The following is a 26,468-nucleotide window of genomic DNA, read 5'->3' as shown; positions in this document are numbered from 1 at the left end:
AATCAGGCTGTATGCGTATCAGTACCGCGATGATGTACCAGCAGAATATGCGTGGCGTCACTAACGCACAAAGTGAGTGGCTGCGCTACGGCGAGCAGATGTCGACCGGTAAGCGTGTCATCAAACCATCCGATGATCCGATCGCCGCTTCGCAAGCCGTGGTGTTGTCTCAGGCTCAGGCGCAAAACAGCCAGTACGCGCTGGCGCGGACCTTTGCGACGCAAAAAGTGTCACTGGAAGAAAACGTGTTGGGGCAGGTGACGACGGCGATTCAGTCAGCGCAGGAGAAAATCGTTTACGCCGGAAACGGCACGTTAAGCGATGATGACCGAGCTTCACTGGCTACCGATCTGGAAGGTATCCGCAATCAAATTCTGAATCTTGCCAACAGTACTGACGGCAACGGACGCTTTATTTTTGCTGGATACAAAACCGAATCTGCTCCGTTCAGCGGTGGGGCAAATAGCATTACTTATAAGGGTGGGGACAGTGCTGTAACTCAGTCTGTTGACTCATCACGCATCATGACGATTGGCCATACGGGGACACAGGTTTTCAATTCACTGACCAGCAATGCGGTGCCTGAACCTGATGGCACTGATTCTGAAAGCAATCTGTTCAACATGCTTGATTCCGCGATTGAAACCCTGAGAAAACCGGCTGAAGGTCTGGACGATGCGGGTAAAGCGGATCTCACTGCCGCCATTGATAAAACTAACCGTGGTCTGAAAAACTCACTCAATAACGTGTTAACTGTGCGCGCAGAGTTAGGCACGCAACTGAGTGAACTGGATAAGCTTGATGAGTTAGGCGGTGACCGTGCATTAGGCCAGGCGCAGCAAATGAGTGATTTGGTGGATGTAGACTGGAACTCTGCAATCTCTTCCTATGTGATGCAGCAGGCGGCACTTCAGGCGTCTTACAAAGCTTTCAGCGATATGCAAGGGATGTCCCTGTTCCAACTGAATAAGTAGTCGTTAACCTTTTTTGGGCGTGCCATGAAACTGGGTACGCTTTATGTGCCCACTTCAGCACCCCGAAGTGGGCTTTTTTTTATCCTGAGTTCAGGTTCTGAATGGCAGGCAATAAAAAAGCCGACCCGTTTCCGGATCGGCTTTTACGTAACGCTTAGCGATTACTCAGCGCTTTGCGGGCGCGTAGCAGGTGCTGTTGCCTGGTGAGTTGCACTGTTACCACCGGCAGAACCGCGGCCACTGAACTCATACGTTGGGCGAACCCAATCGCTCTGACGTGGTGCTTCCGGGGTATATTCCGGCGCTGGAGCTTTTGTCATTGGCGCTGTTGCATGTTTAGTGACGTGAGTAACAGCCGCAACTTCTGGCTGAACCGCTTTCACTTCTGGCACTGCTGCAATGACAGGCTCTTCCACAACAGTTGTCTCAACCTTGGTTTCCTCAACCTTGGTTTCTTCAACAACAGCTTCCTGTGCAACCACTTCAACCGGAGCAGCAGGGGCAGATTCTTCAACGACAGTTTCAGCAACAACAGGAGCTTCTTGAACAAGTTCAGCAGCCTGTTGTTGATGAGTCGCAACGTCATCTTGTGCAGGTTCAACTTCATCGATGACTTGTTCAGCAACAACGTCGTCAATCGCGGCAATCAGATGTGGCTGCTCGTTTACTGGCGTTGCAATCACTTCTGGGTGCGTTGTTTCAACGTGTGCCGTTTCGACATTTACAGTCTCAACCGCAGCTTGCGCGGCGACAACATGAACCACTGGCTGCTCAACGTTAACGTGCGCAGACGGTTGCTCAATAGTCGCTGCAGGTGCTTGTTCAACGTGGTTGTACTGTGATTCTTCCTGTGCGCGGGCAACTGGATAGCTGATCCAAGCTTTGCCTGAAGCAAGCTCAGGAGAAGCACATGCAACAGTCATCGGCATTGGTGATTGCGTTGGGTAACGCTCATCACGATAACGACGGCGACGTTGACCACTCACACGCAAGTGACGTGGGGAGCGGCGAGAACGACGTGGCATTCCATTGGAGTCGTTACGGGAATCGTTGTTGTCATCCTGCTCAACAGCTGGTTTCTCGATAACAGCAGGCAGTGGGATAGTTGCCAGGTCGGTACGTGCAACAGGTGCTGCGCTAACTTCAGCGACGTCTGGCGTGACTACAGTTTCAACGTTTGAATCTAACGCAGATTCGAAACGAATTTTCTGGTTCAATTGACGTTGCTTACGACGCGGCATGACCTGGACGCGTTCTTCCTGCTCAGCATCAACTTCTACTGCTACGGTTTCATCGCGCTGCAGAACTTTAACTTCTTGCTGTGCCTGGCGCTTATCATCGCTACGACGACGGTTGCGTTCGCGGCGCGGTTGCTGCTCATCACGCGCTTTTGGTTTTTCAATTTCCTCAGCAACGTTCTGACGTGTTTCACGCACTTCAGTATTTTGCTGTTGGCCCTGACGGCGATTACGGCGGTTCTCGTCACGATCGCGGTTATCGCGCGGCTCACGGTTATCACGATTTTCGCTGCGGTTATCACGCTCGCCACGATTATCACGATCGCGGTTGTTGCGATCTGAACGGTCGTTACGGTCACGGCGGTTATTCTGACGACGGTTATTGCGACGATCCTGGCCTTGACGTTGGCTTTCAGTCTCAGCAGGTTTCGCTTCCTGAACGTCTTTGCTTTCTGGCGTGCTTTCACCAGCAAACAGGTTTTTCAGGGCGCCAAAGAAGCGGCTCAGCAGACCAGGTTGTGCAGCGGTTGCCGCTTTCGCGACAGCAGGTTTAGCCGCTGGAGCTGGCGTTGCAGCAGGTGCTGACTCTGGTGGTGCCGGTGGTACATCAGGCATCACGAAAGTGGCCAGCGCAGGTTGTTCTGGACGTTTACGCTCGGCGTACTCTTCTTCAGATGGCACAGCCATCTCTTCTTCATACCGCTTCGGCAGCATGTAACTCAGCGTTTTGCTTTCTTCGCCTTTACGTACGCGCAGTACCGAATAGTGTGGCGTTTCCATCTGATCGTTAGGAACGATGATGGCTTTCACGCCGCCTTGACGGGTTTCAATCGCACTGACTGCATCACGTTTTTCGTTCAGCAAGTAAGAAGCAATTGGCACAGGAACAATGGCGTGAACTTCTTGCGTGTTCTCTTTCAGCGCTTCTTCTTCAATCAGACGCAGAATAGAGAGTGCCATGGATTCGTTGTCACGCACCGTACCTGTACCGCTACAACGCGGGCAGACATGGTGGCTGGACTCGCCCAGAGAAGGGGAGAGACGCTGACGAGACATTTCCAGCAGGCCAAAACGTGAGATATGGCTAATCTGGATGCGAGCTCTGTCCTGGCGCACGGCTTCACGCAGACGGTTTTCTACTGCACGCTGGTGGCGAACAGGCGTCATGTCGATGAAGTCGATAACAATCAGACCACCGAGGTCACGCAAACGCAGTTGGCGTGCAATTTCATCAGCGGCTTCGAGGTTGGTATTAAATGCCGTTTCTTCGATATCGCCACCGCGAGTTGCGCGCGCGGAGTTGATGTCGATTGCGGTCAAGGCTTCGGTGGAGTCGATAACAATCGAGCCACCGGATGGCAGACGGACTTCACGCTGGAAAGCGGATTCAATCTGCGACTCAATTTGATAGTGGCTGAACAGCGGGATTTCACCGGTGTAGAGCTTAATTTTGCTGCTGAAATCAGGACGACCCAGAGCACCGATATGCTGGCGAGCCAGCTCAAGCACTTTCGGGTTATCGATAAGAATCTCACCGATGTCCTGACGCAGGTAATCACGGAAAGCGCGCACGATAACGTTGCTTTCCTGATGGATAAGGAATGGTGCCGGGCGATTTTCTGCCGCTTTTTGAATGGCTTCCCAGTGCTTCAGGCGGAAGCTTAAATCCCATTGCAGTGCTTCAGCGGATTTACCCACGCCAGCGGTACGTACAATCAGACCCATACCATCAGGCAGTTCCAGAGAAGAAAGGGCTTCTTTCAGTTCAGTACGATCATCACCTTCGATGCGGCGGGAAATACCACCTGCACGTGGGTTGTTTGGCATCAGTACTAAATAACTTCCCGCCAGACTAATAAAGGTGGTCAAGGCTGCGCCTTTATTACCACGTTCTTCTTTATCGATCTGGACAATGACTTCCTGACCTTCACGCAGAACGTCTTTGATGTTCGGACGACCATGTGATGAATAATTAGACGGGAAGTATTCGCGGGCAATTTCTTTAAGAGGAAGGAAACCATGACGTTCCGCGCCGTAATCTACAAATGCCGCTTCCAGACTTGGTTCAATACGGGTGATTTTGCCTTTATAGATGTTGGCTTTTTTCTGTTCGTGTCCCGGACTTTCAATATCCAGGTCGTACAGACGCTGCCCATCTACAAGGGCGACACGCAACTCTTCTTGCTGAGTCGCGTTTATTAGCATTCTTTTCATCGTAACTTACTCATTATTCTTACATTAGTGACAAAGCTACGGGCATGGTGACGCTGACCGGGAGTGAACCGATGGCCTCGTGACTGATCGCACAGTCGCCAACCTCACGGTTGTCGCTTGCTGAGAGGCGCAAAGTGTCGGTAGCCTGTATTTCATACGGAAATACAGCGCAATTATCGTGGGAATAACCTTAGAATATTTCTTAAGAGTTGATTCCATTTTACCGGTCAGGCTGCAACCCGCAGCCCGCTAACTGCCTGAAAGCACAATACGTCTTACGCCATTGCTGCGTGGATGGACGTTCAGGCAAAACTGGTAATTCCGCAAAATTCCTTGTTCAAACAAGTATCAACACGGAAAACCGCAACATTATTCCATTGCTAACCTTATTATAGCAAGATGACTTTTGCCTTTGATGCCTCGTTTCTTACAGTTTTTTAACTCACTTTTTCGCTATGCGTAGCAGAAAGCAGAAAAAGGGGAGCTAGACGGTTCTAAACCAGGCAGATTCTCAGTTAAGCACATAAAAATGAGTGGCGCTATGCGCGCACGCTATTTAGAATCGCCGACCATGAAAACTCCGACTCCTTCTGTACAAATCGTTGCCATTTCCTCTGATGAGGCTGGGCAGCGTATCGACAACTTCTTGCTCTCCCGCTTAAAGGGTGTGCCAAAAAGTATGATTTATCGCATTTTGCGAAAAGGCGAAGTGCGCGTGAATAAAAAACGCATTAAGCCTGAATACAAAATCCAGGATGGCGATGAAATTCGTATTCCACCGGTTCGTGTTGCTGAACGCGAAGAAGAAGCGGTTTCCCCGCATCTGCAAAAAGTGGCTGCGCTGACCGATGCGATTCTCTATGAAGATGACCATATCCTGGTGCTGAACAAGCCTTCAGGTACTGCGGTACACGGTGGCAGTGGCTTGAGCTTTGGCGTGATTGAAGGCTTACGAGCCCTACGTCCTGAAGCGCGTTTCCTTGAACTGGTACATCGTCTGGACCGTGATACATCCGGTATCTTACTGGTCGCGAAGAAGCGTTCAGCTCTGCGCTCTCTGCATGAGCAGTTGCGTGAAAAGGGAATGCAAAAAGATTATTTGGCGCTGGTGCGTGGCCAGTGGCAGTCGCATGTCAAAGCCGTACAGGCACCTTTGCTTAAAAATATTCTGCAAAGCGGTGAGCGTATCGTGAGAGTCAACAGCGAAGGTAAACCGTCTGAAACGCGTTTTAAAGTGGAAGAGCGTTACGCGTTTGCCACATTAGTGCGTTGCAGCCCGATAACGGGTCGAACTCACCAGATTCGTGTCCATACGCTACATGCAGGGCATCCTATCGCCTTTGATGATCGCTACGGTGACCGCGAATTTGATAAGCAACTTGCGGGTACTGGCCTGAATCGTTTGTTCTTGCATGCAGCGGCTTTACGCTTCACCCATCCAAATACCGGTGAAATTATGCGTGTCGAAGCCCCACTGGATGAACAATTGAAACGCTGTCTTGCGGTGTTACGCAACGCTCGTTAATTGTTAAGGGTGGATGACGCCTCTGCGTGTCTCCACCCTACATAAATTACATGAGCAGCGGATTGCATCCCTCGTTGTTGAGCATCTCGCACAAGCTCATCAACGGCAGCCCCACCAGGGTATTCGGGTCCTTCCCGGAAAGCCTGTCGAATAATGCGATTCCCAATCCTTCACTTTTAAAACTTCCTGCACACTGCAAAGGTTGCTCTTTACGCACATAATTGCGGATTTCTTGCTCACTCAGATGGCGGAAATGGACATCGAAAGGTTCGCAAATCACCTGTAAATTCCCGGAAGCTGAATTAAAAAGAGCCAACCCTGTATAAAAGGTAACAATAGTGTTGCGAGCCATCAGCAATTGTTCCACCGCTTTTTCTTCGGTATGCGGCTTTCCGACGATTTTTCCCTCTAATACGCAGACCTGATCTGAACCAATAATTAAATGATTAGGATATTCAGTGCTCAATGCTTGTGCTTTGGCTTGCGCCAGGCGCATCACTAAGTGGCGGGCGCTTTCCCCAGCCGTTGGCGTTTCATCAACCTGTGGAGCCGCGGTGATAAAGGGCATACCGAGCTTTTCAAGCAGCTCCCGACGGTAGGGTGAGGTTGAGGCGAGAACAATTTGCGTCATATTTTTTTCATTAATGATAGCGATTCGGATAAAGGCATTTTAAACTGTGCAACCGCAATGTGTGCGAATAAATGGCAAAGGCGCTGTTTCCAGGCCTTTTTCTTTGACTCTATGACGTTACAAAGTTAATATGCGCGCCCTATGCAAAAAGTAAAATTACCCCTGACTCTCGATCCGGTTCGTACGGCTCAGAAACGCCTTGATTACCAGGGTGTTTACACCTCTATTCAGGTTGAGCGCGTCGCCGAATTCGTAGTCAGTGTAGACAGTGATGTGGAATGCGATATGTCATTTGCCATCGACAACCAACGCCTCGCGGTTCTTACCGGTGATGCGAAGGTTTCGTTAACACTTGCATGTCAGCGTTGCGGAAAGCCGTTTGCCCATCAGGTCTACACACAGTATTGTTTTAGCCCGATCGTCAAAGACGAGCAGGCTGAAGCACTCCCGGAAGGATATGAACCAGTTCAGGTCAACGAATTTGGTGAAATCGATCTTCTGGCGTTGGTTGAAGATGAAATTATCCTCTCCTTGCCAGTGGTTCCGGTGCATGATTCTGAACACTGTGAAGTGTCCGAGGCGGACATGGTATTTGGCAAACTGCCTTCCGAGGCGGAGAAACCAAACCCATTTGCCGTATTAGCCAGTTTAAAGCGTAAGTAATTGAGGAGTAAGGTCCATGGCCGTACAACAGAATAAACCAACCCGTTCCAAACGTGGCATGCGTCGTTCCCATGACGCGCTGACCACAGCTACCCTGTCCGTGGACAAAGTTTCTGGCGAAACTCATCTGCGTCACCACATCACAGCCGACGGTTTCTACCGCGGCCGCAAGGTTATCGTTAAGTAATTGGCGATTCCTTGACACGTCTAACCCTTGCGTTAGATGCCATGGGTGGGGACTTCGGTCCTTCCGTGACAGTGCCTGCAGCTTTGCAGGCACTGGACTCTAACTCTCAGCTAAACCTTCTATTAGTCGGCGACCCCGACGCCATCACGCCATTACTTGCCAAAGCTGATTTTGAAAAACGTTCACGTGCGCAGATTGTTCCTGCGGAATCGGTTATTGCCAGTGATGCAAGACCTTCGCAAGCGATCCGAAATAGTCGCGGATCCTCAATGCGAGTGGCGCTTGAGTTAGTGAAAGAAGGGCGAGCCCAGGCGTGTGTCAGTGCAGGAAATACCGGTGCACTGATGGGCCTGGCTAAATTATTGCTCAAGCCGATTGAAGGCATTGAGCGTCCTGCGTTGATGACGGTTTTACCTCATCAGCAAAAGGGCAAAACGGTGGTGCTGGATCTCGGCGCCAACGTTGATTGTGACAGCAATATGTTGGTGCAATTCGCGATAATGGGTTCTGTGATGGCTGAAGAAGTTCTCGGCATCAACTCCCCAAGAGTTGCCCTGCTGAACATTGGCGAAGAGGAGACGAAAGGTCTTGATAGTATTCGTGATGCCTCAGCTTTATTAAAAACAATGCCTTCTATCAACTATATTGGTTATCTTGAAGCAAACGAGTTGTTGACGGGAAAAACCGACGTGCTGGTGTGTGATGGCTTTGTCGGTAATGTCACTCTCAAGACGATGGAAGGTGTTGCAAGAATGTTTCTTTCGCTTTTGAAATCACAGGGCGAAGGGAAAAAAAGGTCGTGGTGGCTAATTATATTGAAACATTGGTTACAAAAAAGCCTGACCAGGCGATTCAGTCACCTCAACCCCGACCAGTATAATGGCGCCTGTCTGTTAGGATTGCGCGGCACAGTGATTAAGAGTCACGGAGCGGCCAATCAGCGAGCGTTTGTTGTCGCTATTGAACAGGCAGTGCAGGCGGTGGCGCGGCAAGTCCCAACGAGGATTGCTGCCCGCCTGGAATCTGTATTACCCAAGAGTGACTGACGTACATGCATACGAAGATTATTGGTACGGGCAGCTATCTGCCCGAACACGTGCGTACCAACGCCGACCTGGAAAAAATGGTGGATACTTCTGACGAGTGGATTGTCACCCGTACAGGTATTCGTGAGCGTCGAGTTGCTGGGCCGGATGAAACCGTTGCAACGATGGGTTTTGCTGCGGCAACGCGCGCCCTGGAAATGGCAGGTGTCGATAAATCTGAAATTGGGCTAATTATTGTAGCAACAACTTCTTCGACTCATGCTTTCCCAAGCGCTGCTTGCCAGATTCAGAGCATGTTAGGAATTAAAGGCTGCCCGGCATTTGATGTCGCAGCGGCCTGCGCAGGTTTTACCTACGCATTAAGCATTGCCGATCAGTACGTGAAAAACGGTGCTGTGGATTACGCGCTGGTTATTGGTGCGGATGTGTTGGCCCGCACTTGCGATCCGACGGATCGCGGCACAATAATTATTTTTGGTGATGGTGCAGGTGCGGTGCTTCTCAGTAAAAGTGAAGAGCCAGGCATTATTTCTACGCATCTTCATGCTGATGGTAGCTACGGCTCATTGCTGGCACTGCCAAATAAAGACCGTTTTAATCCTGAGAATCCTTCTTACCTGACCATGGCGGGTAACGAAGTGTTCAAAGTGGCTGTGACGGAACTTGCACACATTGTTGATGAAACCCTTGAGGCGAACAATCTGGATCGTTCGGATCTTGATTGGTTGGTACCGCATCAGGCTAACTTACGCATTATTAGTGCGACAGCCAAGAAACTTGGTATGTCATTGGATAATGTCGTTGTGACCCTTGATAGGCACGGTAACACCTCTGCGGCCTCTGTACCGGCAGCGTTTGACGAAGCGGTTCGGGATGGTCGAATTCAACGTGGCCAACTGGTATTGCTCGAAGCCTTCGGCGGCGGCTTTACCTGGGGTTCAGCACTGGTTCGTTTTTGATTATTAGGGATTTAACCATGACTCAATTTGCTTTTGTTTTCCCTGGGCAAGGTTCGCAAGCTGTTGGTATGCTGGCTGAAATCGCAGCCGCAAACCCGGTTGTTGAAGCAACCTTCCGCGAAGCTTCTGATGCACTGGGCTATGATTTGTGGACTCTGACCCAACAAGGTCCGGCCGAAGAATTGAACAAAACCTGGCAAACGCAGCCTGCGTTGCTGACAGCTTCTGTTGCATTGTGGCGCGTTTGGCAGCAGCAGGGTGGCAAAACCCCTGCAATGATGGCCGGACATAGCCTTGGTGAGTACTCTGCTCTGGTTTGTGCGGGCGTAATAGATTTCGCAGACGCTGTGCGTTTGGTCGAATTACGCGGCAAATTGATGCAGGAAGCGGTTCCTGCGGGTACTGGCGCAATGTATGCCATCATCGGTCTTGATGATGCATCTATCGCTAAAGCCTGCGAAGAAGCGGCTCAGGGCGAAGTGGTATCTCCGGTGAACTTTAACTCACCAGGCCAGGTTGTGATTGCGGGCAACAAAGATGCCGTAGAGCGTGCAGGTGCGGCTTGTAAAGCCGCCGGCGCAAAACGTGCTCTGCCGTTACCGGTTAGTGTGCCGTCTCACTGTGCGCTGATGAAACCTGCGGCAGACAAACTGGCGGTTGCGCTGGAAAATATTACTTTCAACGCGCCATCTGTACCGGTTGTGAATAATGTCGATGTGAAGTGTGAGACTTCACCAGAAGCTATCCGCAGCGCTTTGGTACGCCAGCTTTACAGCCCGGTACAGTGGACTAAATCAGTTGAGTTTATGGCAGCGCAGGGTGTGACCCAGTTGCTGGAAGTAGGGCCAGGTAAGGTATTGACTGGTCTGACAAAACGTATTGTTGACACACTGACTGCATCGGCCATTAACGAACCGGTAGCGCTGTCAGCGGCGTTAGAGCAGTAAGACGAGGGAAACCCATGAGTTTTGAAGGAAAAATTGCGCTGGTAACCGGTGCAAGTCGCGGTATTGGCCGCGCGATCGCGGAGACCCTGGTGGCCCGTGGTGCGAAAGTTATCGGTACTGCAACCAGCGAAAGCGGCGCGCAGGCGATCAGTGATTATCTGGGCGATAACGGCAAAGGTTACATGCTGAATGTGACCGATCCAGCGTCAATTGAGGCTGTTTTAGGAAATATTCGCGCAGAATTTGGCGAAGTTGACATTCTGGTCAATAATGCCGGTATCACTCGTGATAATCTGTTAATGCGCATGAAAGATGACGAATGGAACGATATCATCGAAACCAATCTGTCATCAGTTTTCCGTCTGTCAAAAGCGGTAATGCGCGCTATGATGAAAAAGCGTCATGGTCGTATTATCACTATTGGTTCCGTGGTTGGTACCATGGGAAATGCTGGTCAGGCAAACTACGCTGCGGCGAAAGCGGGTCTGATTGGCTTCAGTAAATCACTGGCGCGTGAAGTTGCGTCACGTGGTATTACTGTAAACGTTGTTGCTCCGGGCTTTATTGAAACGGACATGACGCGTGCGCTTTCTGATGAACAGCGTGCGGGTATACTGGCGGAAGTTCCAGCGGGTCGTTTAGGCGACGCAAAAGAAATCGCCAGTGCTGTTGCATTTTTAGCCTCTGACGAGGCGGGTTACATCTCTGGTGAGACCCTGCACGTCAATGGCGGAATGTATATGGTTTAACCACGATATAAAACTATTTGCGTTATTTGGGCGAATGCCCGCAAAATAGCGTAAAATCGTGGTATGACCTGCCGGGATTTAGTTGCATCTTTTTCAACATTTTATACACTACGAAAACCATCGCGAAAGCGAGTTTTGATAGGAAATTTAAGAGTATGAGCACTATCGAAGAACGCGTTAAGAAAATTATCGGCGAACAACTGGGCGTTAAGCAGGAAGAAGTTATCAACTCCGCTTCCTTCGTAGAGGACCTGGGTGCTGATTCTCTTGACACCGTTGAGCTGGTAATGGCTCTGGAAGAAGAGTTTGATACTGAGATTCCGGACGAAGAAGCTGAGAAAATCACCACCGTTCAGGCTGCCATTGATTACATCAACGGTCACCAGGCGTAAGTGAACATCTCCAGGCGGTCATTCGACCGCCTGAGTTTTATCTAATTGTCCCACAAGTTTTATTTTTTTCCCTCCCTGGAGGACAAACGTGTCTAAGCGTCGTGTAGTTGTGACCGGACTGGGCATGTTGTCTCCTGTCGGCAATACCGTAGAGTCTACCTGGAAAGCTCTCCTTGCCGGTCAGAGTGGCATCAGCCTAATCGACCATTTCGATACTACCGCCTATGCAACGAAATTTGCTGGCTTAGTAAAGGATTTTAACTGTGACGACATCATTTCGCGCAAAGAACAGCGCAAAATGGATGCCTTCATTCAATATGGAATTGTTGCTGGCCACCAGGCCATGCTGGATTCTGGTCTGGAAGTAACAGAAGAGAATGCAATCCGTATCGGTGCTGCAATTGGCTCGGGTATCGGTGGTCTGGGTCTTATCGAAGAGAACCACTCCTCGTTAGTTAACGGTGGTCCACGTAAGATCAGCCCATTCTTTGTTCCGTCTACTATTGTGAATATGGTGGCAGGTCACCTGACCATTATGTTTGGTCTTCGCGGCCCAAGCATTTCCATTGCAACAGCGTGTACTTCTGGTGTGCATAACATCGGCCAGGCTGCGCGTATGATCGCCTATGGTGATGCAGACGCAATGCTTGCTGGTGGTGCAGAGAAAGCCAGTACTCCGCTGGGCGTGGGTGGCTTTGGTGCTGCGCGTGCGCTTTCAACCCGTAATGAAAACCCGCAAGCGGCAAGCCGCCCATGGGATAAAGACCGTGATGGTTTTGTACTGGGTGATGGTGCGGGCATGATGGTACTCGAAGAGTACGAGCATGCTAAAAAACGTGGCGCGAAAATCTACGCAGAAGTTGTTGGTTTTGGTATGAGCAGCGATGCTTACCACATGACTTCACCGCCAGAAAACGGTGCAGGTGCTGCACTGGCAATGGAAAACGCACTGCGTGATGCAGGTATTACACCAGCGATGGTCGGTTATGTGAACGCGCATGGCACTTCCACTCCTGCTGGTGATAAAGCTGAAACGCAAGCGGTTAAGACTATTTTCGGTGAAGATGCATACCGCGTTCTGGTAAGCTCAACCAAGTCTATGACCGGTCACCTGTTAGGCGCTGCAGGGGCAGTAGAGTCAATTTACTCCATCCTTGCTCTGCGCGATCAGGCGATTCCACCAACCATTAACCTTGATAACCCTGACGAAGGCTGCGATCTGGACTTTGTTCCGCATGAAGCCCGCCAGGTGAAAGGTATGGAATACACGCTGTGTAACTCCTTCGGATTTGGTGGTACAAACGGTTCTCTGATCTTCAAGAAGATCTAAACCGTCTCTATAAAGGGCTCGCGTGCGGGCCCTTTATACCCGTCATACTTCAAGTTGTCTCATTGTTGGCTGCGCTCTCTCGCCCGAATCACTTACTTTAGTAAGCTCATCGGGACTCTTTCACTTGCCGCCGTGATACAACTCGAATTATTTGGGGTATATACATCTCAATTCCCCTCCCTTGCAGCATCTCTTCCGCACTGGCACTCTTAACTCTCAAAGCTTTGTGGAGTCACTATGTATTTAATCAATGGCGAGTTAACAGACAAACTACCGGCCAGCGATCGCGCTGTGCAGTTTGGTGATGGTTGCTTCACCACGGCACGAGTGTGCAACGGTAATATTCGCTTTTTAGAGCAACACATTGCGCGTTTGCAGCAAGCCTGTGAAAAACTCCTGATCCCTTTTGTCGATTGGTCATTGTTGGAAAGTGAAATGCAGCAACTGGCGGCGGCTGAGCAGCAAGCCGTGTTGAAAGTGATGATCACACGTGGGCGTGGTGGACGCGGTTATAGTGCAGCGAATTGCGTGCAGCCGACGCGCCTGTTAACCCTGTCTGCGTATCCTGGTTTTTATTCTCAATGGCGCGAACAAGGCATTAGCCTTGCATTAAGCCCGATCCAACTTGGCACCAATCCACACCTTGCTGGAATTAAACACCTGAATCGACTCGAACAAGTGCTTATTCGTACGCATCTTGAACAGACGCCTGCGCAGGAAGCCCTGGTTCTTGACAGCGATGGGTGGCTTACGGAATGCTGTGCCGCTAATTTATTCTGGCGTAAAGGTTCGCAGGTTTTTACGCCTTATGTAGATAAATCTGGTGTGAATGGCACCATGCGTCAGCATATTATCGCCTGTCTGGCTGATTCATCGTGGCAGGTAACAGAGGTACGAGAAAGGCTGGACAGCCTGGGTGCGGCTGACGAAGTGCTGATTTGCAATGCGTTGATGCCCATTATTCCTGTGAACCAGGCTGAATCCTGGCGATTTAATTCTCGAGAGCTTTATCAATTTTTAGCACCACTTTGTGAGTAATCAATTACCAATGAAAAAGATGCTACGTTTCTTTCTGCTGTTGTTAGTAGTGCTGGGTGTAGCGGCAGGCGTTGGCTTATATAAAGTCCGTCAACTCGCCAATAGCCATTTGGCTATTCAGCAAGAAACCATATTTACGCTCAAGCCTGGTACGGGTCGCCTGGCGCTGGGTAAACAGTTGTATGAAGAAAAACTGCTCAATCGCCCACGTGTATTCCAGTGGCTGCTAAAGGTTGAGCCTGATCTTGCTAATTTTAAAGCGGGGACATACCGTTTTACCCCGCAAATGACGGTTCGGGATATGCTCAAACTGTTAGCCAGTGGTAAAGAAGCTCAATTCCCCATTCGCTTTGTTGAAGGGACTCGTCTGAGCGATTGGCTAAAACAGTTACGTGAAGCCCCGTTTATTCAGCACACGCTCAAGGACGACAGCTACGCCACCGTTGCCGAAGCTTTAAAGCTTGAGCATCCTGATTGGGTTGAAGGCTGGTTCTTCCCTGACACCTGGCTATACACCGCGAATACCACAGACGTTGCATTGTTAAAACGTGCACATCAGCGAATGGTGAAAGCGGTACAGGCGGCTTGGGATAGTAAAAAAGACGGACTGCCATACAAAACGCAAAACGATTTAGTCACCATGGCCTCGATAATCGAGAAAGAAACGGCCGTGGCGCAAGAGCGTGACCAGGTTGCGTCTGTATTTATTAACCGTTTACGCATTGGGATGCGTTTACAAACTGACCCAACGGTAATTTACGGTATGGGTGAGAGCTATAATGGTAAGCTGTCGCGAAAAGATCTGGAAACGCCGACGGCCTATAATACCTATGTCATTAGCGGCATGCCGCCAGGTCCCATTGCTATTCCTGGTGACGCCTCATTACAAGCCGCTGCTCACCCAGCAAAAACGCCGTATCTCTATTTTGTCGCAGATGGAAAGGGCGGCCATACATTTAATACCAACCTTGCAGGCCACAATCAGGCTGTGCAGGTGTATATCAAAGCACTGAAGGACAAGAATGGTCAGTAAATTTATCGTCATCGAAGGGCTCGAAGGAGCAGGGAAAACTAACGCGCATAACGTGGTGGTTGCGACCTTAAAAGAGCTGGGAATTACCGAGTTGGTTTTCACTCGTGAACCCGGTGGTACTCCACTTGCGGAAAGATTGCGTGAGTTGACGCTAAACAACAAAGGCATCGGCGATGAAATCGTTACTGATAAAGCCGAAGTGCTGATGTTTTATGCAGCCCGCGTGCAGCTCGTTGAAACGGTTATCAAGCCGGCACTGGCGCGTGGCGCCTGGGTGATTGGCGACAGGCATGACCTTTCGACTCAAGCTTACCAGGGAGGCGGTCGTTGTATTGATCAAAAATTACTCATGGCGCTGCGTAATACCGTGCTGGGTGATTTTTATCCTGACCTGACGATTTATCTTGATGTCACGCCGGAAGTTGGCCTCACCCGTGCCCGTGCCCGTGGTGAGCTCGACAGAATTGAACAAGAGTCTATCGACTTCTTTAATCGCACTCGCGCTCGTTATCTGGAACTCGCTGCAAGCGACAGCCGCATTCATACCATTGATGCCACACAGACGCTGGATGATGTTTCGCGGGATGTGAGGAACGCTGTGCTTGAGTGGGCTAAGGGGTTAGCGTAATGAAATGGTATCCATGGTTACGCGCGCCCTTTGAGCAAATTCTCAGCCAGTATCAGGCTGGGCGCGGTCACCATGCTTTGCTGCTTCATTCATTATCCGGCATGGGTGATGACGCATTAATCTACGCACTCACACGCTGGTTGATGTGCCAGCAACCACAAGGCACCAAAAGCTGTGGTCAATGCCGCAGTTGTCAGTTGATGCAGGCTGGAACACACCCTGACAGCTACGTGGTCGCACCTGAAAAGGGTAAATCCAGTCTTGGCATCGATGCTATTCGTGAGATAACTGAAAAGCTGTACAGTCACGCCCAACAGGGTGGGGCAAAAGTCGTTTGGCTGGAAGATGCAGGGCTTCTCACTGAAGCCGCAGCGAATGCGTTGCTGAAAACCCTCGAAGAACCTCCCGCAAATACCTGGTTCTTCCTCGGATGCCGTGAACCGGCGCGTTTACCCGCCACGTTACGCAGTCGTTGTCTGTACTGGTATCTAACGCCCCCAGACGAAACCTTTGCGCTGGCTTGGCTTGCACGAGAAATCACACTGGACCGCGAGCAATTACGCGCTGCGCTGCGTTTGAGTTCTGGTGCCCCTGCAGGCGCTTTGGCGTTGCTTCAACCTGAACAGTGGAAACATCGCCAGACGTTGTGCGAAAAACTTAATGAAGCTTGTGCGGCAAAGAATATGCTGGGGTTGTTGCCTGCGCTCAACAGTGATGATGCTTCCGTTCGCATCCACTGGTTATGCTCTGTATTAGTTGATGCACTAAAATGGCAACAAGGCGCAACGCCCTGGCTGACCAACGACGATCAACAAGCATTAGTCGCAAATCTTGCCAATAGCGCGACACCGGCGATACTCCAGACCATTGTGCACAATTGGTTTGCCTGCCGTGAAGCATTGCTAAGCGTTGTGGGCGTGAATCGAGAATTACTCCTGACTGAACAATTACTCACCTGGGAGCGTTTAATGCAACCCGGTGCGGTCCTTCCTTCCTTCCATCTTTAAGAGTATCTGTATGTTCCTGGTTGACTCACATTGCCATCTTGATGGCCTCGATTATCAATCCCTGCATAAAAGCGTTGATGACGTACTGGAAAAAGCCGCGGCACGCGATGTGAAGTTCTGCCTTGCGGTTGCTACGACGCTCGACGGTTATCGCAATATGCGCCAACTGGTAGGCGAGCGGCAGAATGTCGCTTATTCGTGTGGTGTTCATCCACTGAATCAGGACGAAGAATATGATGTCGAGGAACTTCGCCGCCTGGCTGCCGATCCCGGCGTTGTGGCGTTAGGTGAAACGGGTCTGGATTATTTCTATACCCCTGAAACCAAACCTCGCCAGCAGGAGTCGTTCCGTCATCACATCCAGATCGGTCGCGAACTTAACAAGCCGGTGATTGTTCATACCCGAGATGCCCGCGCCGACACGCTGTCGATTCTGCATGAAGAGAAAGTGACAGACTGCGGTGGGGTACTACACTGTTTTACAGAAGACAGAGAAACTGCTGGGAAATTGCTCGATATGGGTTTTTACATCTCTTTCTCCGGCATTGTGACCTTCCGCAATGCTGAACAACTCAGGGAAGCGGCGCGTTATGTGCCACTGGACCGCATATTGGTGGAGACAGATTCACCTTACCTTGCGCCAGTGCCACACCGTGGTAAGGAAAACCAACCGGCAATGACGCGCGATGTGGCGGAATATATGGCGGTGCTGAAAGGTGTTTCTCTTGAGGAATTGGCCGTTGTGACGACAAAAAACTTCGCCACTTTGTTCCATATTCCCGCCTCACGCTTGCAATCCGCCTGATAAATCGAAGTTATTTTAAAGCTCGTAATTAATAAACGAAGCGGGTAAAGTGCACCGCCACAAAAAGGGCGGTGCAGGCCATTTTTGTAACGTTTAGAAACGCGTTTTGTAAACTTATGAAAGTTTTTCACAGGGCTATTAGAGAAACGTGATAGCCGTCAAACAAACTTTCGCTGATTTATTTTACTCTGCGTAATAAATCAAAAGGCACTTCAGATGCCTGTATATGGACCGGATCTCCCCCCAGTCCGATGCGCATAACGCGTAAAAAAAGCACAAATACTCAGGAGCACTCTCAATTATGTTTAAGAATGCATTTGCAAACCTGCAAAAGGTGGGTAAATCGCTGATGCTGCCAGTATCCGTACTGCCTATCGCAGGTATCCTGCTGGGCGTCGGTTCTGCTAACTTCAGCTGGCTGCCAGCAGTGGTTTCTCATGTTATGGCGGAAGCGGGCGGTTCAGTATTCGCCAACATGCCGCTGATTTTTGCTATCGGTGTTGCATTAGGCTTCACAAATAACGATGGCGTTTCTGCATTAGCCTCTGTAGTTGCATACGGCATCATGGTTAAGACCATGGCGGTCGTTGCACCATTGGTTCTGCATTTACCTGCTGAAGAGATCGCGGCAAAACACCTGGCGGATACCGGTGTTCTGGGCGGTATCATCTCTGGTGCAATTGCAGCCTACATGTTTAACCGTTTCTACCGCATCAAGCTGCCAGAATACCTGGGCTTCTTCGCCGGTAAACGTTTCGTACCGATCATTTCTGGTCTGGCTGCGATCTTCATGGGCGTTGTGCTGTCCTTCATCTGGCCTCCAATCGGTACGGCTATTCAGACCTTCTCTCAGTGGGCTGCTTACCAGAACCCGGTTGTGGCATTCGGTATCTACGGTTTCGTAGAACGTTGCCTGGTACCATTTGGTCTGCACCACATCTGGAACGTTCCATTCCAGATGCAGATTGGTGAATACACCAACGCAGCAGGTCAGGTATTCCACGGTGATATCCCACGTTACATGGCAGGTGACCCAACTGCGGGCAAACTGTCTGGTGGCTTCCTGTTCAAAATGTACGGTCTGCCTGCTGCGGCTATCGCAATCTGGCACTCAGCTAAACCTGAGAACCGTGCAAAAGTCGGCGGTATCATGATCTCCGCTGCACTGACCTCGTTCCTGACCGGTATTACCGAGCCAATCGAGTTCTCCTTCATGTTCGTTGCTCCAATCCTGTACATCATCCACGCGGTGTTGGCAGGTCTGGCATTCCCAATCTGTATCCTTCTGGGTATGCGTGACGGGACTTCCTTCTCACACGGTCTGATTGACTTCATCGTGCTGAGCGGTAACAGCAGCAAACTGTGGCTGTTCCCAATTGTTGGCCTGTGCTACGCGGCGATTTACTACACCGTGTTCCGCGTGCTGATTAAAGCTCTGGACCTGAAAACCCCTGGTCGTGAAGACGCAACTGCTGAAGCTTCTACTACCTCAACAAGCGAAATGGCACCAGCACTGGTTGCCGCTTTCGGCGGTAAAGAAAACATCACTAACCTGGACGCATGTATTACCCGTCTGCGTGTTAGCGTGGCCGACATCTCTAAAGTCGACCAGGCTGGCCTGAAGAAACTGGGTGCGGCAGGTGTAGTAGTAGCTGGTTCAGGTGTTCAGGCAATCTTCGGTACTAAATCCGATAACCTGAAAACTGAAATGGATGAATGGATCCGTAACAGCTAAGAAGTCGTTGGGGAGAACTAAGGGAGGCCATTGGCCTCCCTTTTTTACGTCTATAATTCGCAGGTTAAGGTTGAAAGAGCAGGCGTAACTCGCTCATACTCTTACGCTATGCCGCATAAAGCACGCCACTCATGAAAAAGGTAACGTCATGGCCGAAGAAACAATTTTCAGTAAAATCATTCGCCGCGAGATTCCGGCTGATATCGTTTATCAAGATGAGTTAGTCACTGCATTCCGTGACATATCGCCACAGGCTCCAACCCATATCCTTATTATTCCTAATATCCTGATCCCAACGGTAAATGACGTTACCGTTGAGCATGAGCTAGCGCTGGGTCGCATGGTGACTGTAGCTGCAAAAATTGCTGAACAAGAAGGAATTGCAGAAGACGGCTACCGTCTGATTATGAACTGCAATCGCCATGGTGGGCAGGAAGTTTACCATATCCACATGCACCTGCTGGGTGGCCGTGTACTAGGGCCGATGCTGGCGCATAAAGGATAAGTTGATGAAAACTCGCTCGCTGTTCATGCTACTGGCCATCATTTTTATGGTGGGATGCAGTTCAAAACCAGCCATTCCCGTTAGCGATGGGCAAACGTTGGTGATGGAAGCGTCGGTGCTTGCAGCGGGGATCAGTGCTGAAAAACCAGATATTTCAACTGATAAAGGTGCCACTGTTTCGCGCAGCCAACTGTATAATGAACAGTCTAAACCGGTCATCATCAGCTATCGTTTTTACTGGTATGACGTAAAAGGGCTGGAGATTCATCCTCTCGAGCAACCTCGCACAATTACGATACCTGCAAAATCTAGTGTTTCGGTGTCATCAATATCCAGTTTTCCAGACGCACGTAAAGTTCGTCTTTATCTCTCTTTATAAGGGGTGAATTTTGATTAAGGGAATCCATCGTTACCTGGTCATTGTCGCAGCGGCGATGATTTTGTCTGGGTGTATTAACCGTGGTGAAGCTCCGGCACCTGTGGAGGAAGTGAAGCCTGTTCCGCAACAGCCAGTTGAGCCGCCACCGACTGTTCCAACGGTGCCGACAGTGCCGACTCAACCTGGCCCAATTGAACAGCCACAACCGACCATTCCTGCCACGCCAAAAGTGCGTAGTTACGATTGGGGTAGTGCTATGCAGCCGATGGTCGGCAAAATGTTGCAGGCCGATGGCGTGACTGCTGGTGGTGTTCTGCTGGTAGATAGCGTGAACAATCACACCAATGGCTCGCTGCAAACCAGTCAAGCGACAGAAGCGTTGCGCGGTGCATTGGCGAACAACAGCAAATTCACCCTTGTTTCAGCCCAACAGCTGTCACTGGCAAAACAGCAATTGGGATTATCTCCACAAGATAGTCTCGGCTCTCGTAGCAAAGCGATTGGCATCGCCCGTAATGTAGGCGCGCAATATGTGCTGTACAGCAATGCCAGTGGCAACGTAAATGCACCGACGCTGAAAATGCAGTTGATGCTGGTTCAGACGGGCGAAATTATTTGGTCAGGAAGCGGTGCAGTACAACAAACCCATTAATTCATCACTGCAACGAGTCATTGAAAAGTATCTTCCGGCGGCTCAGGCCGCCGGTTGCTTTTCCCCGCTGGAGGGATTGAGTGGTGGGAGTGTCTATTTTTCAATTGAAACGCGGGAGTATGTGGCGCGTCAACAGCTTGAAACGTCGATGCCCGGTGTCTCTCTGGCTCGGCAATATCGCGCATTAAAGCGAATTTCTCGGGGGATCGGCTCACGTCCTGTTTGCCATGCTGAAGGGTGGTTAATCGTCGAATGGTTGAACGGCGAAGTAAAATCGGAGCTGCCCTCACTGCAAACGCTGACTTCCTTGTTGTATCATTTGCACCATCAACCCTGTTTCGGCTGGCGAATCAATCTGTTGCCGTTACTTGAGCGCTATTGGCAAATGGCTGCCCGGGAGCGAAGGAGTTTGGCCTGGCTGCGGTTGCTTAAAAAGATGAAAAAACAGGGCGAGCCTAAACCGCTGCGTCTTGCTGCGCTGCACATGGACATTCATGCCGGTAATCTGGTGCATCAGGCGCAAAGTATCCAACTCATCGACTGGGAGTATGCCGGTGATGGGGATGTGGCGCTGGAGCTTGCGGCCATCGTTACGGGCAATAATGTTGATAGCGAGTCTTTAATTCGCACTTACGCGCAAATGAGCCATATTCAGGTAGATGAATTAAACCGGCAGGTCAGACGCTGGCGGCCGTGGGTTATCCTGCTGATGGCATCATGGTATGAATGTCGTTGGCAACAAACTCAAGTCAGAACATTTTTAACCCTTGCTGACGAAGCGTGGTGCCGTCTGCAAGGGAATGATTAATTAAGAGAGGTAGATGTGGGTCCGGTAATGTTGGATGTGGCAGGCTTTGAGCTGGATGCCATCGATCGTGAAATTCTCAAGCACCCACTGGTCGGTGGGCTGATTCTGTTTACCCGCAACTATCACGATCCTGAGCAGTTACGTGAACTGGTGCGCCAAATCCGCGCGGCTTCTCGCCATCGTCTGGTGGTTGCCGTTGACCAGGAAGGTGGGCGCGTTCAACGTTTTCGTGATGGGTTTACCCATTTACCGGCAGCACAATCTTTTGCCGCGATACACGGCCTGGAACTCGGTGGCGAACTGGCCCGTGAAGCGGGCTGGTTGATGGCAAGCGAAATGATTGCCATGGATATCGACATCAGCTTTGCCCCCGTGCTGGATATTGGCCATATCAGTGCCGCCATTGGTGAGCGTTCTTACCACGAAGATCCGCATAAAGCGCTGGCGATGGCCACCTGTTTTATTGATGGCATGCACGTGGCGGGTATGAAAACCACGGGTAAACACTTCCCGGGTCACGGTGCGGTAACCGCGGATTCACATAAAGAAACGCCTTGTGACCCGCGCGAAGAAGCGTTAATTCGTGAACACGACATGCAGATTTTCCGCCGTTTAATCACCGAGAATAAACTCGATGCGATTATGCCCGCGCATGTTATCTATTCCGATGTCGACCCACTTCCAGCAAGCGGTTCTCCGCACTGGCTGAAAACAGTATTGCGCGGGGAGCTCGGCTTTAATGGCGTTATCTTCTCTGATGATTTATCAATGGAAGGTGCGGCGATTATGGGGAGCTATGCCGAACGCGGGCAGGCATCGCTGGATGCAGGTTGCGATATGATCCTGGTCTGCAATAATCGTAATGGAGCAATCAGCGTGTTAGATAACCTGTCTCCGGTCAAAGCAGAGCGTGTTACAGGTTTGTATCATAAAGGTTCATTTACTCGTCAGGAGCTGATGTCATCAGCGCGCTGGAAGGCAGCAAACCAGCAACTTGAGGCGCTGCATGAGCAGTGGCAAGCCCACAAGGCGGGTCTTTAATTCCTCGGGCCAAACGGCCTGAATTCGTGTGGTGAGGATGCAATGATTATCTATTTACACGGTTTCGACTCTAATAGTCCCGGTAACCATGAAAAGGTGCTGCAACTCCAGTTTATCGATCCGGACGTACGGCTTATCAGTTACAGCACGCTGCATCCGAAACACGATATGCAGCATCTCCTCAAAGAAGTCGATAAGATGCTGCAACTGAGTGCCGATGAACGACCGCTGATTTGCGGTGTTGGGCTTGGGGGCTTTTGGGCTGAGCGTATCGGTTTCTTGTGTGATATTCGCCAGGTTATCTTTAACCCGAACTTGTTCCCGCAAGAGAACATGGAAGGGAAAATCGATCGCCCTGAGGAATACACCGATATTACGACCAAGTGTGTGCAAAATTTCCGCGAGAAAAATCGCGATCGTTGCCTGGCGATTTTGTCTCGAAATGATGAGTCGTTGGATAATGCTCGAGCTGCCGAATTGCTGCATCACTACTATGAGATTGTTTGGGATCAGGAACAGACCCACAAGTTCAAAAATATCTCCCCTCATTTGCAGAGAATTAAGGCGTTTAAGACGCTAGGTTAGGGTCTTAAAGCGTTACAAAACCAAAGGGTCAGCCATGTGCTGGCCCTTTTTGTTTATCTTTTCGGCATAAGAATTTGATGCACATCAATTTTGGTATGACCAATACACCATCCATGTTATTCTTTGGTCATATTACTGAGTTTGTTTGGCTAACTTGTTGTTAATTAAATGCTATTTAAATAACCTTTAATTAACAATTGGTTAATATTTTAAGGGGGTCACTTTGACTACACCATTAAGAAAAATTGTCATTGTCGGTGGTGGTGCTGGCGGACTTGAACTGGCTACTCAGTTAGGTAAAAAACTGGGCCGTGGTAAAAAAGCAAAAATTACGCTCATTGACCGTAACCATAGCCATTTATGGAAACCGTTGTTGCACGAAGTGGCAACGGGTTCGCTGGATGAGGGTGTGGATGCGCTGAGCTATCTTGCGCACGCACGTAATCATCACTTCCAGTTCCAGCTCGGTTCAGTGGTCGATATTAACCGTGAAAACAAAACCCTGACACTTGCAGAACTGCGTGACGATAAAGGCGAACTGCTGGTCCCTGAACGTAAAATTCCTTATGACACGCTGGTGATGGCGCTGGGCAGTACTTCCAACGACTTCAATACTCCAGGCGTTAAAGACAATTGTATCTTCCTGGATAACCCGCATCAGGCGCGTCGATTCCATTCCGAAATGCTGAATCTGTTCCTTAAGTATTCTGCAAACCTGGGTGCCAGCGGCAAAGTTAACATCGCGATCGTAGGTGGCGGGGCAACGGGTGTTGAGCTGTCTGCTGAGTTGCACAACGCAGTGAAACAACTGCACAGCTACGGCTACAAAGGTCTGACTAACGAAGCGTTGAACGTCACGTTGGTTGAAGCGGGCGAACGTATTTTACCTGCACTGCCACCGCGTATTTCTGCTGCGGCACACAGCGAGTTAACGAAATTGGGCGTGCGTGTTCTTACCCAAACGATGGTGACTTCTGCTGATGCGGGTGGCCTGAATACTAAAGACGGCGAGTATATTGCTGCAGACCTGATGGTTTGGGCGGCGGGGATTAAAGCGCCAGATTTTATGAAAGATATTGGTGGGCTTGAAACTAACCGTATCAATCAACTGGTGACCGAGCCAACGCTGCAAACCACGCGCGATCCTGATATTTACGCGATTGGTGACTGCGCTTCATGTGCTCGTCCTGAAGGTGGTTTTGTGCCGCCACGTGCGCAAGCTGCACACCAGATGGCTTCGCTGGTGCTGGACAACATCCTCGCGCAGATGAAAGATAAGCCGCTGAAAGCCTATATCTATAAAGATCACGGTTCACTGGTCTCGCTGTCTAAATTCTCCACCGTGGGTAGCCTGATGGGTAACCTGATGCGCGGCTCGATGATGGTTGAAGGACGTATGGCGCGTTTTGTTTATATCTCGCTGTACCGTATGCACCAGGTTGCACTTCACGGTTACTTTAAAACCGGCCTGATGATGCTGGTGGGCAGTATTAACCGTGTGATTCGTCCACGTTTAAAACTGCACTAATCAGTTTTCAGCATGAAAGACAAACCCGGCTCTGGCCGGGTTTTTTGTTAAGCCAGCGCAGCATAAAATTTCATAAATGTGTTTCTCACGCTTAGGAATTCTCTCAAACACCTGTTTTCTCCGTACGAATCCGCACTTTTCATCCGTTGTCTGATTTGCCTAACCCCCCTTGTGGTTGCAAAATTGTTAGCAATAGCAAAGTCAGGAGGATGTCCTGTGAATAAATCAATGTTAGCGGGTATAGGTATCGGTGTGGCCGCAGCACTGGGTGTGGCGGCGGTTGCCAGCATGAACGTTTTTGACCGTGGTCCGACGTATGCACAGGTGGTGTCAGCGACACCTATCAAGGAAACAGTAAAAACACCGCGTAAGGAGTGCCAGAACGTCACGGTAACTCATCGTCGTCCAGTACAGGATGAGAACCGAATTATCGGTTCAGCGCTGGGTGCGGTTGCCGGTGGTGTGATTGGCCATCAGTTTGGCGGTGGACGTGGTAAAGATGTTGCCACGGTAGTGGGGGCACTGGGTGGCGGTTACGCAGGTAACCAGGTTCAGGGCAATATGCAGGACCGTGACACTTACACCACGACAGAACAGAAATGCAAAACGGTTTATGACAAATCAGAGAAAATGCTCGGTTATGATGTCACGTACCGTATTGGCGATCAGCAGGGTAAAATCCGCATGGATAAAGACCCAGGTAAGCAGATCCCACTGGATAATAACGGCCAGTTAGTTTTGAATAAAATCTAATGGATACCCCCAAAAGCCCATCTATAACGATGGGCTTTTTGATTTTAGTGCTTACCGCGTAGCTGCTGTTGTAATTCCAGTAGTGCAGTCACTTCGGTTAATCGCCGTTGCGTGTATGCCGGGATCTCGTCGGGCGTGCGCAGAAACACTCGGCGCTCACCAAATACCACATCATTCAAACAGCGATCGTAAAGCGGCCCGGCAATCAGTTTGCGCTCAGAGCTGACGTCAGTCATTAGCTCAACCACTTCATTCGCACCTTCGCGATCGATATTGATGATTTGCCCATTATGAAGATAAATGCGCATCCCTTTTTGCCCGCCTGCGGGTCCGGCATATTTGTTGAGGTGCAGGGTGAACGGGATATCGCTTATTGTGCCGGTGAGCAGGGCTTCACCTTCTGCCGTCGTCAAATCACCTGCTGCTATTGCATTTCCCAGGCGGTCACGGGCGTAGTTGAGCTCAATGTTGAGTTTGTCATCCCCACCAACCTGGTGAACAGTTTCGCGCACCATCGCGAGAACATGAGTCCCAATGTCGACAATCACGCCATCAGGATGACGCAACAGGCGGGTATCCGCTTCACCGGTGGCAAAATTCAGCGCGATAGGCTCTCCCGCTGCGTTAAATCCGCTTGGTTCACATAAAAAACCTTCAATCCGGCTTATTTCATTGATGTTGTCAATGTAATCGCTGGCCTGGGTGCGAACCATCCAGTGATCTAACGCCAGAACTCGAGCGGCAACATGTGGCTCTTTAAGCAACGATTCGAGCTTCTCGAGTTGTGCAAGCGTGGCAGCAACGGGCTTTTCAATCACAATCGCCGGGACCTCGCTTTGCAGTACCCGCTCAAGTACCGGTAAATGATGGAGCGAGGAGGTGGTGATCAGCACAACATCAAGTGGCAATGCCAGCAACGCATCCAGAGAATCACAGCGGCTGATACCGTCTGGTTGTCGAGTGGCATCGGCGTCGTAACCATAAAGTTCGAGAGCAGGAGGGGAGATGCGGCGTAACGCCGGGAGATACGCGGTTTCGATGACCGAACCTAAACCTATAATGCCTGCCAACATAGTAAATTATTAACCGTGTGAATAATTAGAGTCCCACTGTTTT

General features: G+C 50.2%; 27 protein-coding genes. 24 read left to right on the top strand and 3 right to left on the bottom strand.

Annotated features, from left to right (window positions below; all coding sequences use genetic code 11):
- Window positions 1–11 precede the first annotated feature (11 nt).
- Entirely contained in the window at window positions 12–974 is a 963-nt protein-coding gene (flgL, locus tag OH773_RS13605) for a flagellar hook-associated protein FlgL (RefSeq protein ID WP_270139354.1), read from the top strand.
- A 161-nt stretch (window positions 975–1,135) separates the two neighbouring features.
- Here the strand turns inward: flgL and rne are convergent, their stop codons facing one another.
- Window positions 1,136–4,426 (bottom strand): ribonuclease E, encoded by a 3,291-nt coding sequence (rne, locus tag OH773_RS13600; protein WP_270139353.1) that lies wholly within the window; start codon window positions 4,424–4,426, stop codon window positions 1,136–1,138.
- A gap of 571 nt (window positions 4,427–4,997) precedes the next feature.
- On the opposite strand from rne, the gene rluC reads away from it, so the two are divergent.
- Window positions 4,998–5,951 (top strand): 23S rRNA pseudouridine(955/2504/2580) synthase RluC, encoded by a 954-nt coding sequence (gene rluC / locus OH773_RS13595; RefSeq protein WP_183271993.1) that lies wholly within the window; start codon window positions 4,998–5,000, stop codon window positions 5,949–5,951.
- A gap of 46 nt (window positions 5,952–5,997) precedes the next feature.
- On the opposite strand, the gene OH773_RS13590 is transcribed toward rluC, so the two are convergent.
- Complete coding sequence (locus OH773_RS13590; RefSeq protein ID WP_270139352.1) at window positions 5,998–6,582, bottom strand: Maf family protein; 585 nt, start codon at window positions 6,580–6,582, stop codon at window positions 5,998–6,000.
- A gap of 141 nt (window positions 6,583–6,723) precedes the next feature.
- On the opposite strand from OH773_RS13590, the gene yceD reads away from it, so the two are divergent.
- The 22 genes from yceD (at window position 6,724) to OH773_RS13480 (ending at window position 25,352) form a co-directional block, all read left to right on the top strand.
- Window positions 6,724–7,245: a 23S rRNA accumulation protein YceD gene (gene yceD / locus OH773_RS13585; RefSeq protein WP_270139351.1), complete on the top strand. Its 522-nt coding sequence runs from the start codon at window positions 6,724–6,726 to the stop codon at window positions 7,243–7,245.
- A 16-nt stretch (window positions 7,246–7,261) separates the two neighbouring features.
- Window positions 7,262–7,432, top strand: a complete 171-nt coding sequence (gene rpmF / locus OH773_RS13580) for a 50S ribosomal protein L32 (RefSeq protein WP_038473647.1) — start codon at window positions 7,262–7,264, stop codon at window positions 7,430–7,432.
- Between the two features lie 11 nt (window positions 7,433–7,443).
- Complete coding sequence (gene plsX / locus OH773_RS13575) at window positions 7,444–8,478, top strand: phosphate acyltransferase PlsX (protein WP_270139350.1); 1,035 nt, start codon at window positions 7,444–7,446, stop codon at window positions 8,476–8,478.
- A 5-nt stretch (window positions 8,479–8,483) separates the two neighbouring features.
- A complete protein-coding gene (locus OH773_RS13570; RefSeq protein ID WP_270139349.1) occupies window positions 8,484–9,437 on the top strand; it encodes a beta-ketoacyl-ACP synthase III in 954 nt (317 codons plus the stop codon).
- A 17-nt stretch (window positions 9,438–9,454) separates the two neighbouring features.
- On the top strand, window positions 9,455–10,384 hold the full coding sequence (gene fabD / locus OH773_RS13565) for an ACP S-malonyltransferase (protein ID WP_270139348.1): 930 nt from the start codon (window positions 9,455–9,457) through the stop codon (window positions 10,382–10,384).
- Between the two features lie 14 nt (window positions 10,385–10,398).
- Window positions 10,399–11,133, top strand: a complete 735-nt coding sequence (fabG, locus tag OH773_RS13560) for a 3-oxoacyl-ACP reductase FabG (RefSeq protein ID WP_034456162.1) — start codon at window positions 10,399–10,401, stop codon at window positions 11,131–11,133.
- A 155-nt stretch (window positions 11,134–11,288) separates the two neighbouring features.
- Window positions 11,289–11,525 (top strand): acyl carrier protein, encoded by a 237-nt coding sequence (gene acpP / locus OH773_RS13555; protein WP_034456161.1) that lies wholly within the window; start codon window positions 11,289–11,291, stop codon window positions 11,523–11,525.
- Window positions 11,526–11,613: 88 nt separating this feature from the next.
- The gene (gene fabF, locus OH773_RS13550; RefSeq protein ID WP_183271903.1) at window positions 11,614–12,855 is read left to right on the top strand and encodes a beta-ketoacyl-ACP synthase II; all 1,242 of its coding nucleotides are present in this window, start codon (window positions 11,614–11,616) and stop codon (window positions 12,853–12,855) included.
- Between the two features lie 237 nt (window positions 12,856–13,092).
- Complete coding sequence (pabC, locus tag OH773_RS13545) at window positions 13,093–13,893, top strand: aminodeoxychorismate lyase (protein ID WP_270139347.1); 801 nt, start codon at window positions 13,093–13,095, stop codon at window positions 13,891–13,893.
- Between the two features lie 10 nt (window positions 13,894–13,903).
- Window positions 13,904–14,926 carry a cell division protein YceG gene (gene yceG, locus OH773_RS13540; protein ID WP_270139346.1) on the top strand — a complete coding sequence of 341 codons (1,023 nt, stop codon included), beginning with the start codon at window positions 13,904–13,906 and terminating at the stop codon, window positions 14,924–14,926.
- Window positions 14,916–15,554, top strand: coding sequence for a dTMP kinase (gene tmk / locus OH773_RS13535; protein ID WP_270139345.1), 639 nt, complete (start codon window positions 14,916–14,918; stop codon window positions 15,552–15,554). The genes yceG and tmk overlap by 11 nt, the downstream gene beginning before the upstream one ends.
- The gene (gene holB / locus OH773_RS13530; protein WP_270139344.1) at window positions 15,554–16,561 is read left to right on the top strand and encodes a DNA polymerase III subunit delta'; all 1,008 of its coding nucleotides are present in this window, start codon (window positions 15,554–15,556) and stop codon (window positions 16,559–16,561) included. Before tmk ends, holB begins: the two co-directional genes overlap by 1 nt.
- Before the next feature lie 10 nt (window positions 16,562–16,571).
- Entirely contained in the window at window positions 16,572–17,366 is a 795-nt protein-coding gene (locus tag OH773_RS13525) for a metal-dependent hydrolase (protein ID WP_183271898.1), read from the top strand.
- Between the two features lie 301 nt (window positions 17,367–17,667).
- Window positions 17,668–19,101 (top strand): PTS glucose transporter subunit IIBC, encoded by a 1,434-nt coding sequence (ptsG, locus tag OH773_RS13520; RefSeq protein ID WP_183271897.1) that lies wholly within the window; start codon window positions 17,668–17,670, stop codon window positions 19,099–19,101.
- A 148-nt stretch (window positions 19,102–19,249) separates the two neighbouring features.
- Window positions 19,250–19,606, top strand: a complete 357-nt coding sequence (hinT, locus tag OH773_RS13515) for a purine nucleoside phosphoramidase (protein ID WP_270139343.1) — start codon at window positions 19,250–19,252, stop codon at window positions 19,604–19,606.
- A gap of 4 nt (window positions 19,607–19,610) precedes the next feature.
- The gene (locus OH773_RS13510; RefSeq protein WP_270139342.1) at window positions 19,611–19,985 is read left to right on the top strand and encodes a YcfL family protein; all 375 of its coding nucleotides are present in this window, start codon (window positions 19,611–19,613) and stop codon (window positions 19,983–19,985) included.
- Between the two features lie 55 nt (window positions 19,986–20,040).
- Window positions 20,041–20,637, top strand: coding sequence for a penicillin-binding protein activator LpoB (gene lpoB, locus OH773_RS13505; protein WP_255459290.1), 597 nt, complete (start codon window positions 20,041–20,043; stop codon window positions 20,635–20,637).
- Window positions 20,615–21,445, top strand: coding sequence for a thiamine kinase (thiK, locus tag OH773_RS13500; RefSeq protein ID WP_270139341.1), 831 nt, complete (start codon window positions 20,615–20,617; stop codon window positions 21,443–21,445). Before lpoB ends, thiK begins: the two co-directional genes overlap by 23 nt.
- Window positions 21,446–21,460: 15 nt before the next feature.
- A complete protein-coding gene (gene nagZ, locus OH773_RS13495; protein WP_270139340.1) occupies window positions 21,461–22,486 on the top strand; it encodes a beta-N-acetylhexosaminidase in 1,026 nt (341 codons plus the stop codon).
- A 42-nt stretch (window positions 22,487–22,528) separates the two neighbouring features.
- A complete protein-coding gene (ycfP, locus tag OH773_RS13490) occupies window positions 22,529–23,071 on the top strand; it encodes an alpha/beta hydrolase YcfP (RefSeq protein ID WP_270139339.1) in 543 nt (180 codons plus the stop codon).
- A 223-nt stretch (window positions 23,072–23,294) separates the two neighbouring features.
- Entirely contained in the window at window positions 23,295–24,599 is a 1,305-nt protein-coding gene (locus OH773_RS13485) for an NAD(P)/FAD-dependent oxidoreductase (protein WP_270139338.1), read from the top strand.
- Window positions 24,600–24,815: 216 nt separating this feature from the next.
- Window positions 24,816–25,352: a glycine zipper 2TM domain-containing protein gene (locus OH773_RS13480; RefSeq protein WP_270139337.1), complete on the top strand. Its 537-nt coding sequence runs from the start codon at window positions 24,816–24,818 to the stop codon at window positions 25,350–25,352.
- A 44-nt stretch (window positions 25,353–25,396) separates the two neighbouring features.
- Here the strand turns inward: OH773_RS13480 and OH773_RS13475 are convergent, their stop codons facing one another.
- Window positions 25,397–26,425 (bottom strand): Gfo/Idh/MocA family oxidoreductase, encoded by a 1,029-nt coding sequence (locus tag OH773_RS13475; protein ID WP_270139336.1) that lies wholly within the window; start codon window positions 26,423–26,425, stop codon window positions 25,397–25,399.
- Window positions 26,426–26,468: the final 43 nt, after the last annotated feature.

The organism is Buttiauxella sp. WJP83 (assembly GCF_027594725.1).
GTDB classification, from domain to species: Bacteria; Pseudomonadota; Gammaproteobacteria; order Enterobacterales; family Enterobacteriaceae; genus Buttiauxella; species Buttiauxella selenatireducens.
The sequence above is the reverse complement of the archived record's forward strand: the minus strand, read 5'-3'. Positions and strand labels throughout refer to the sequence as shown.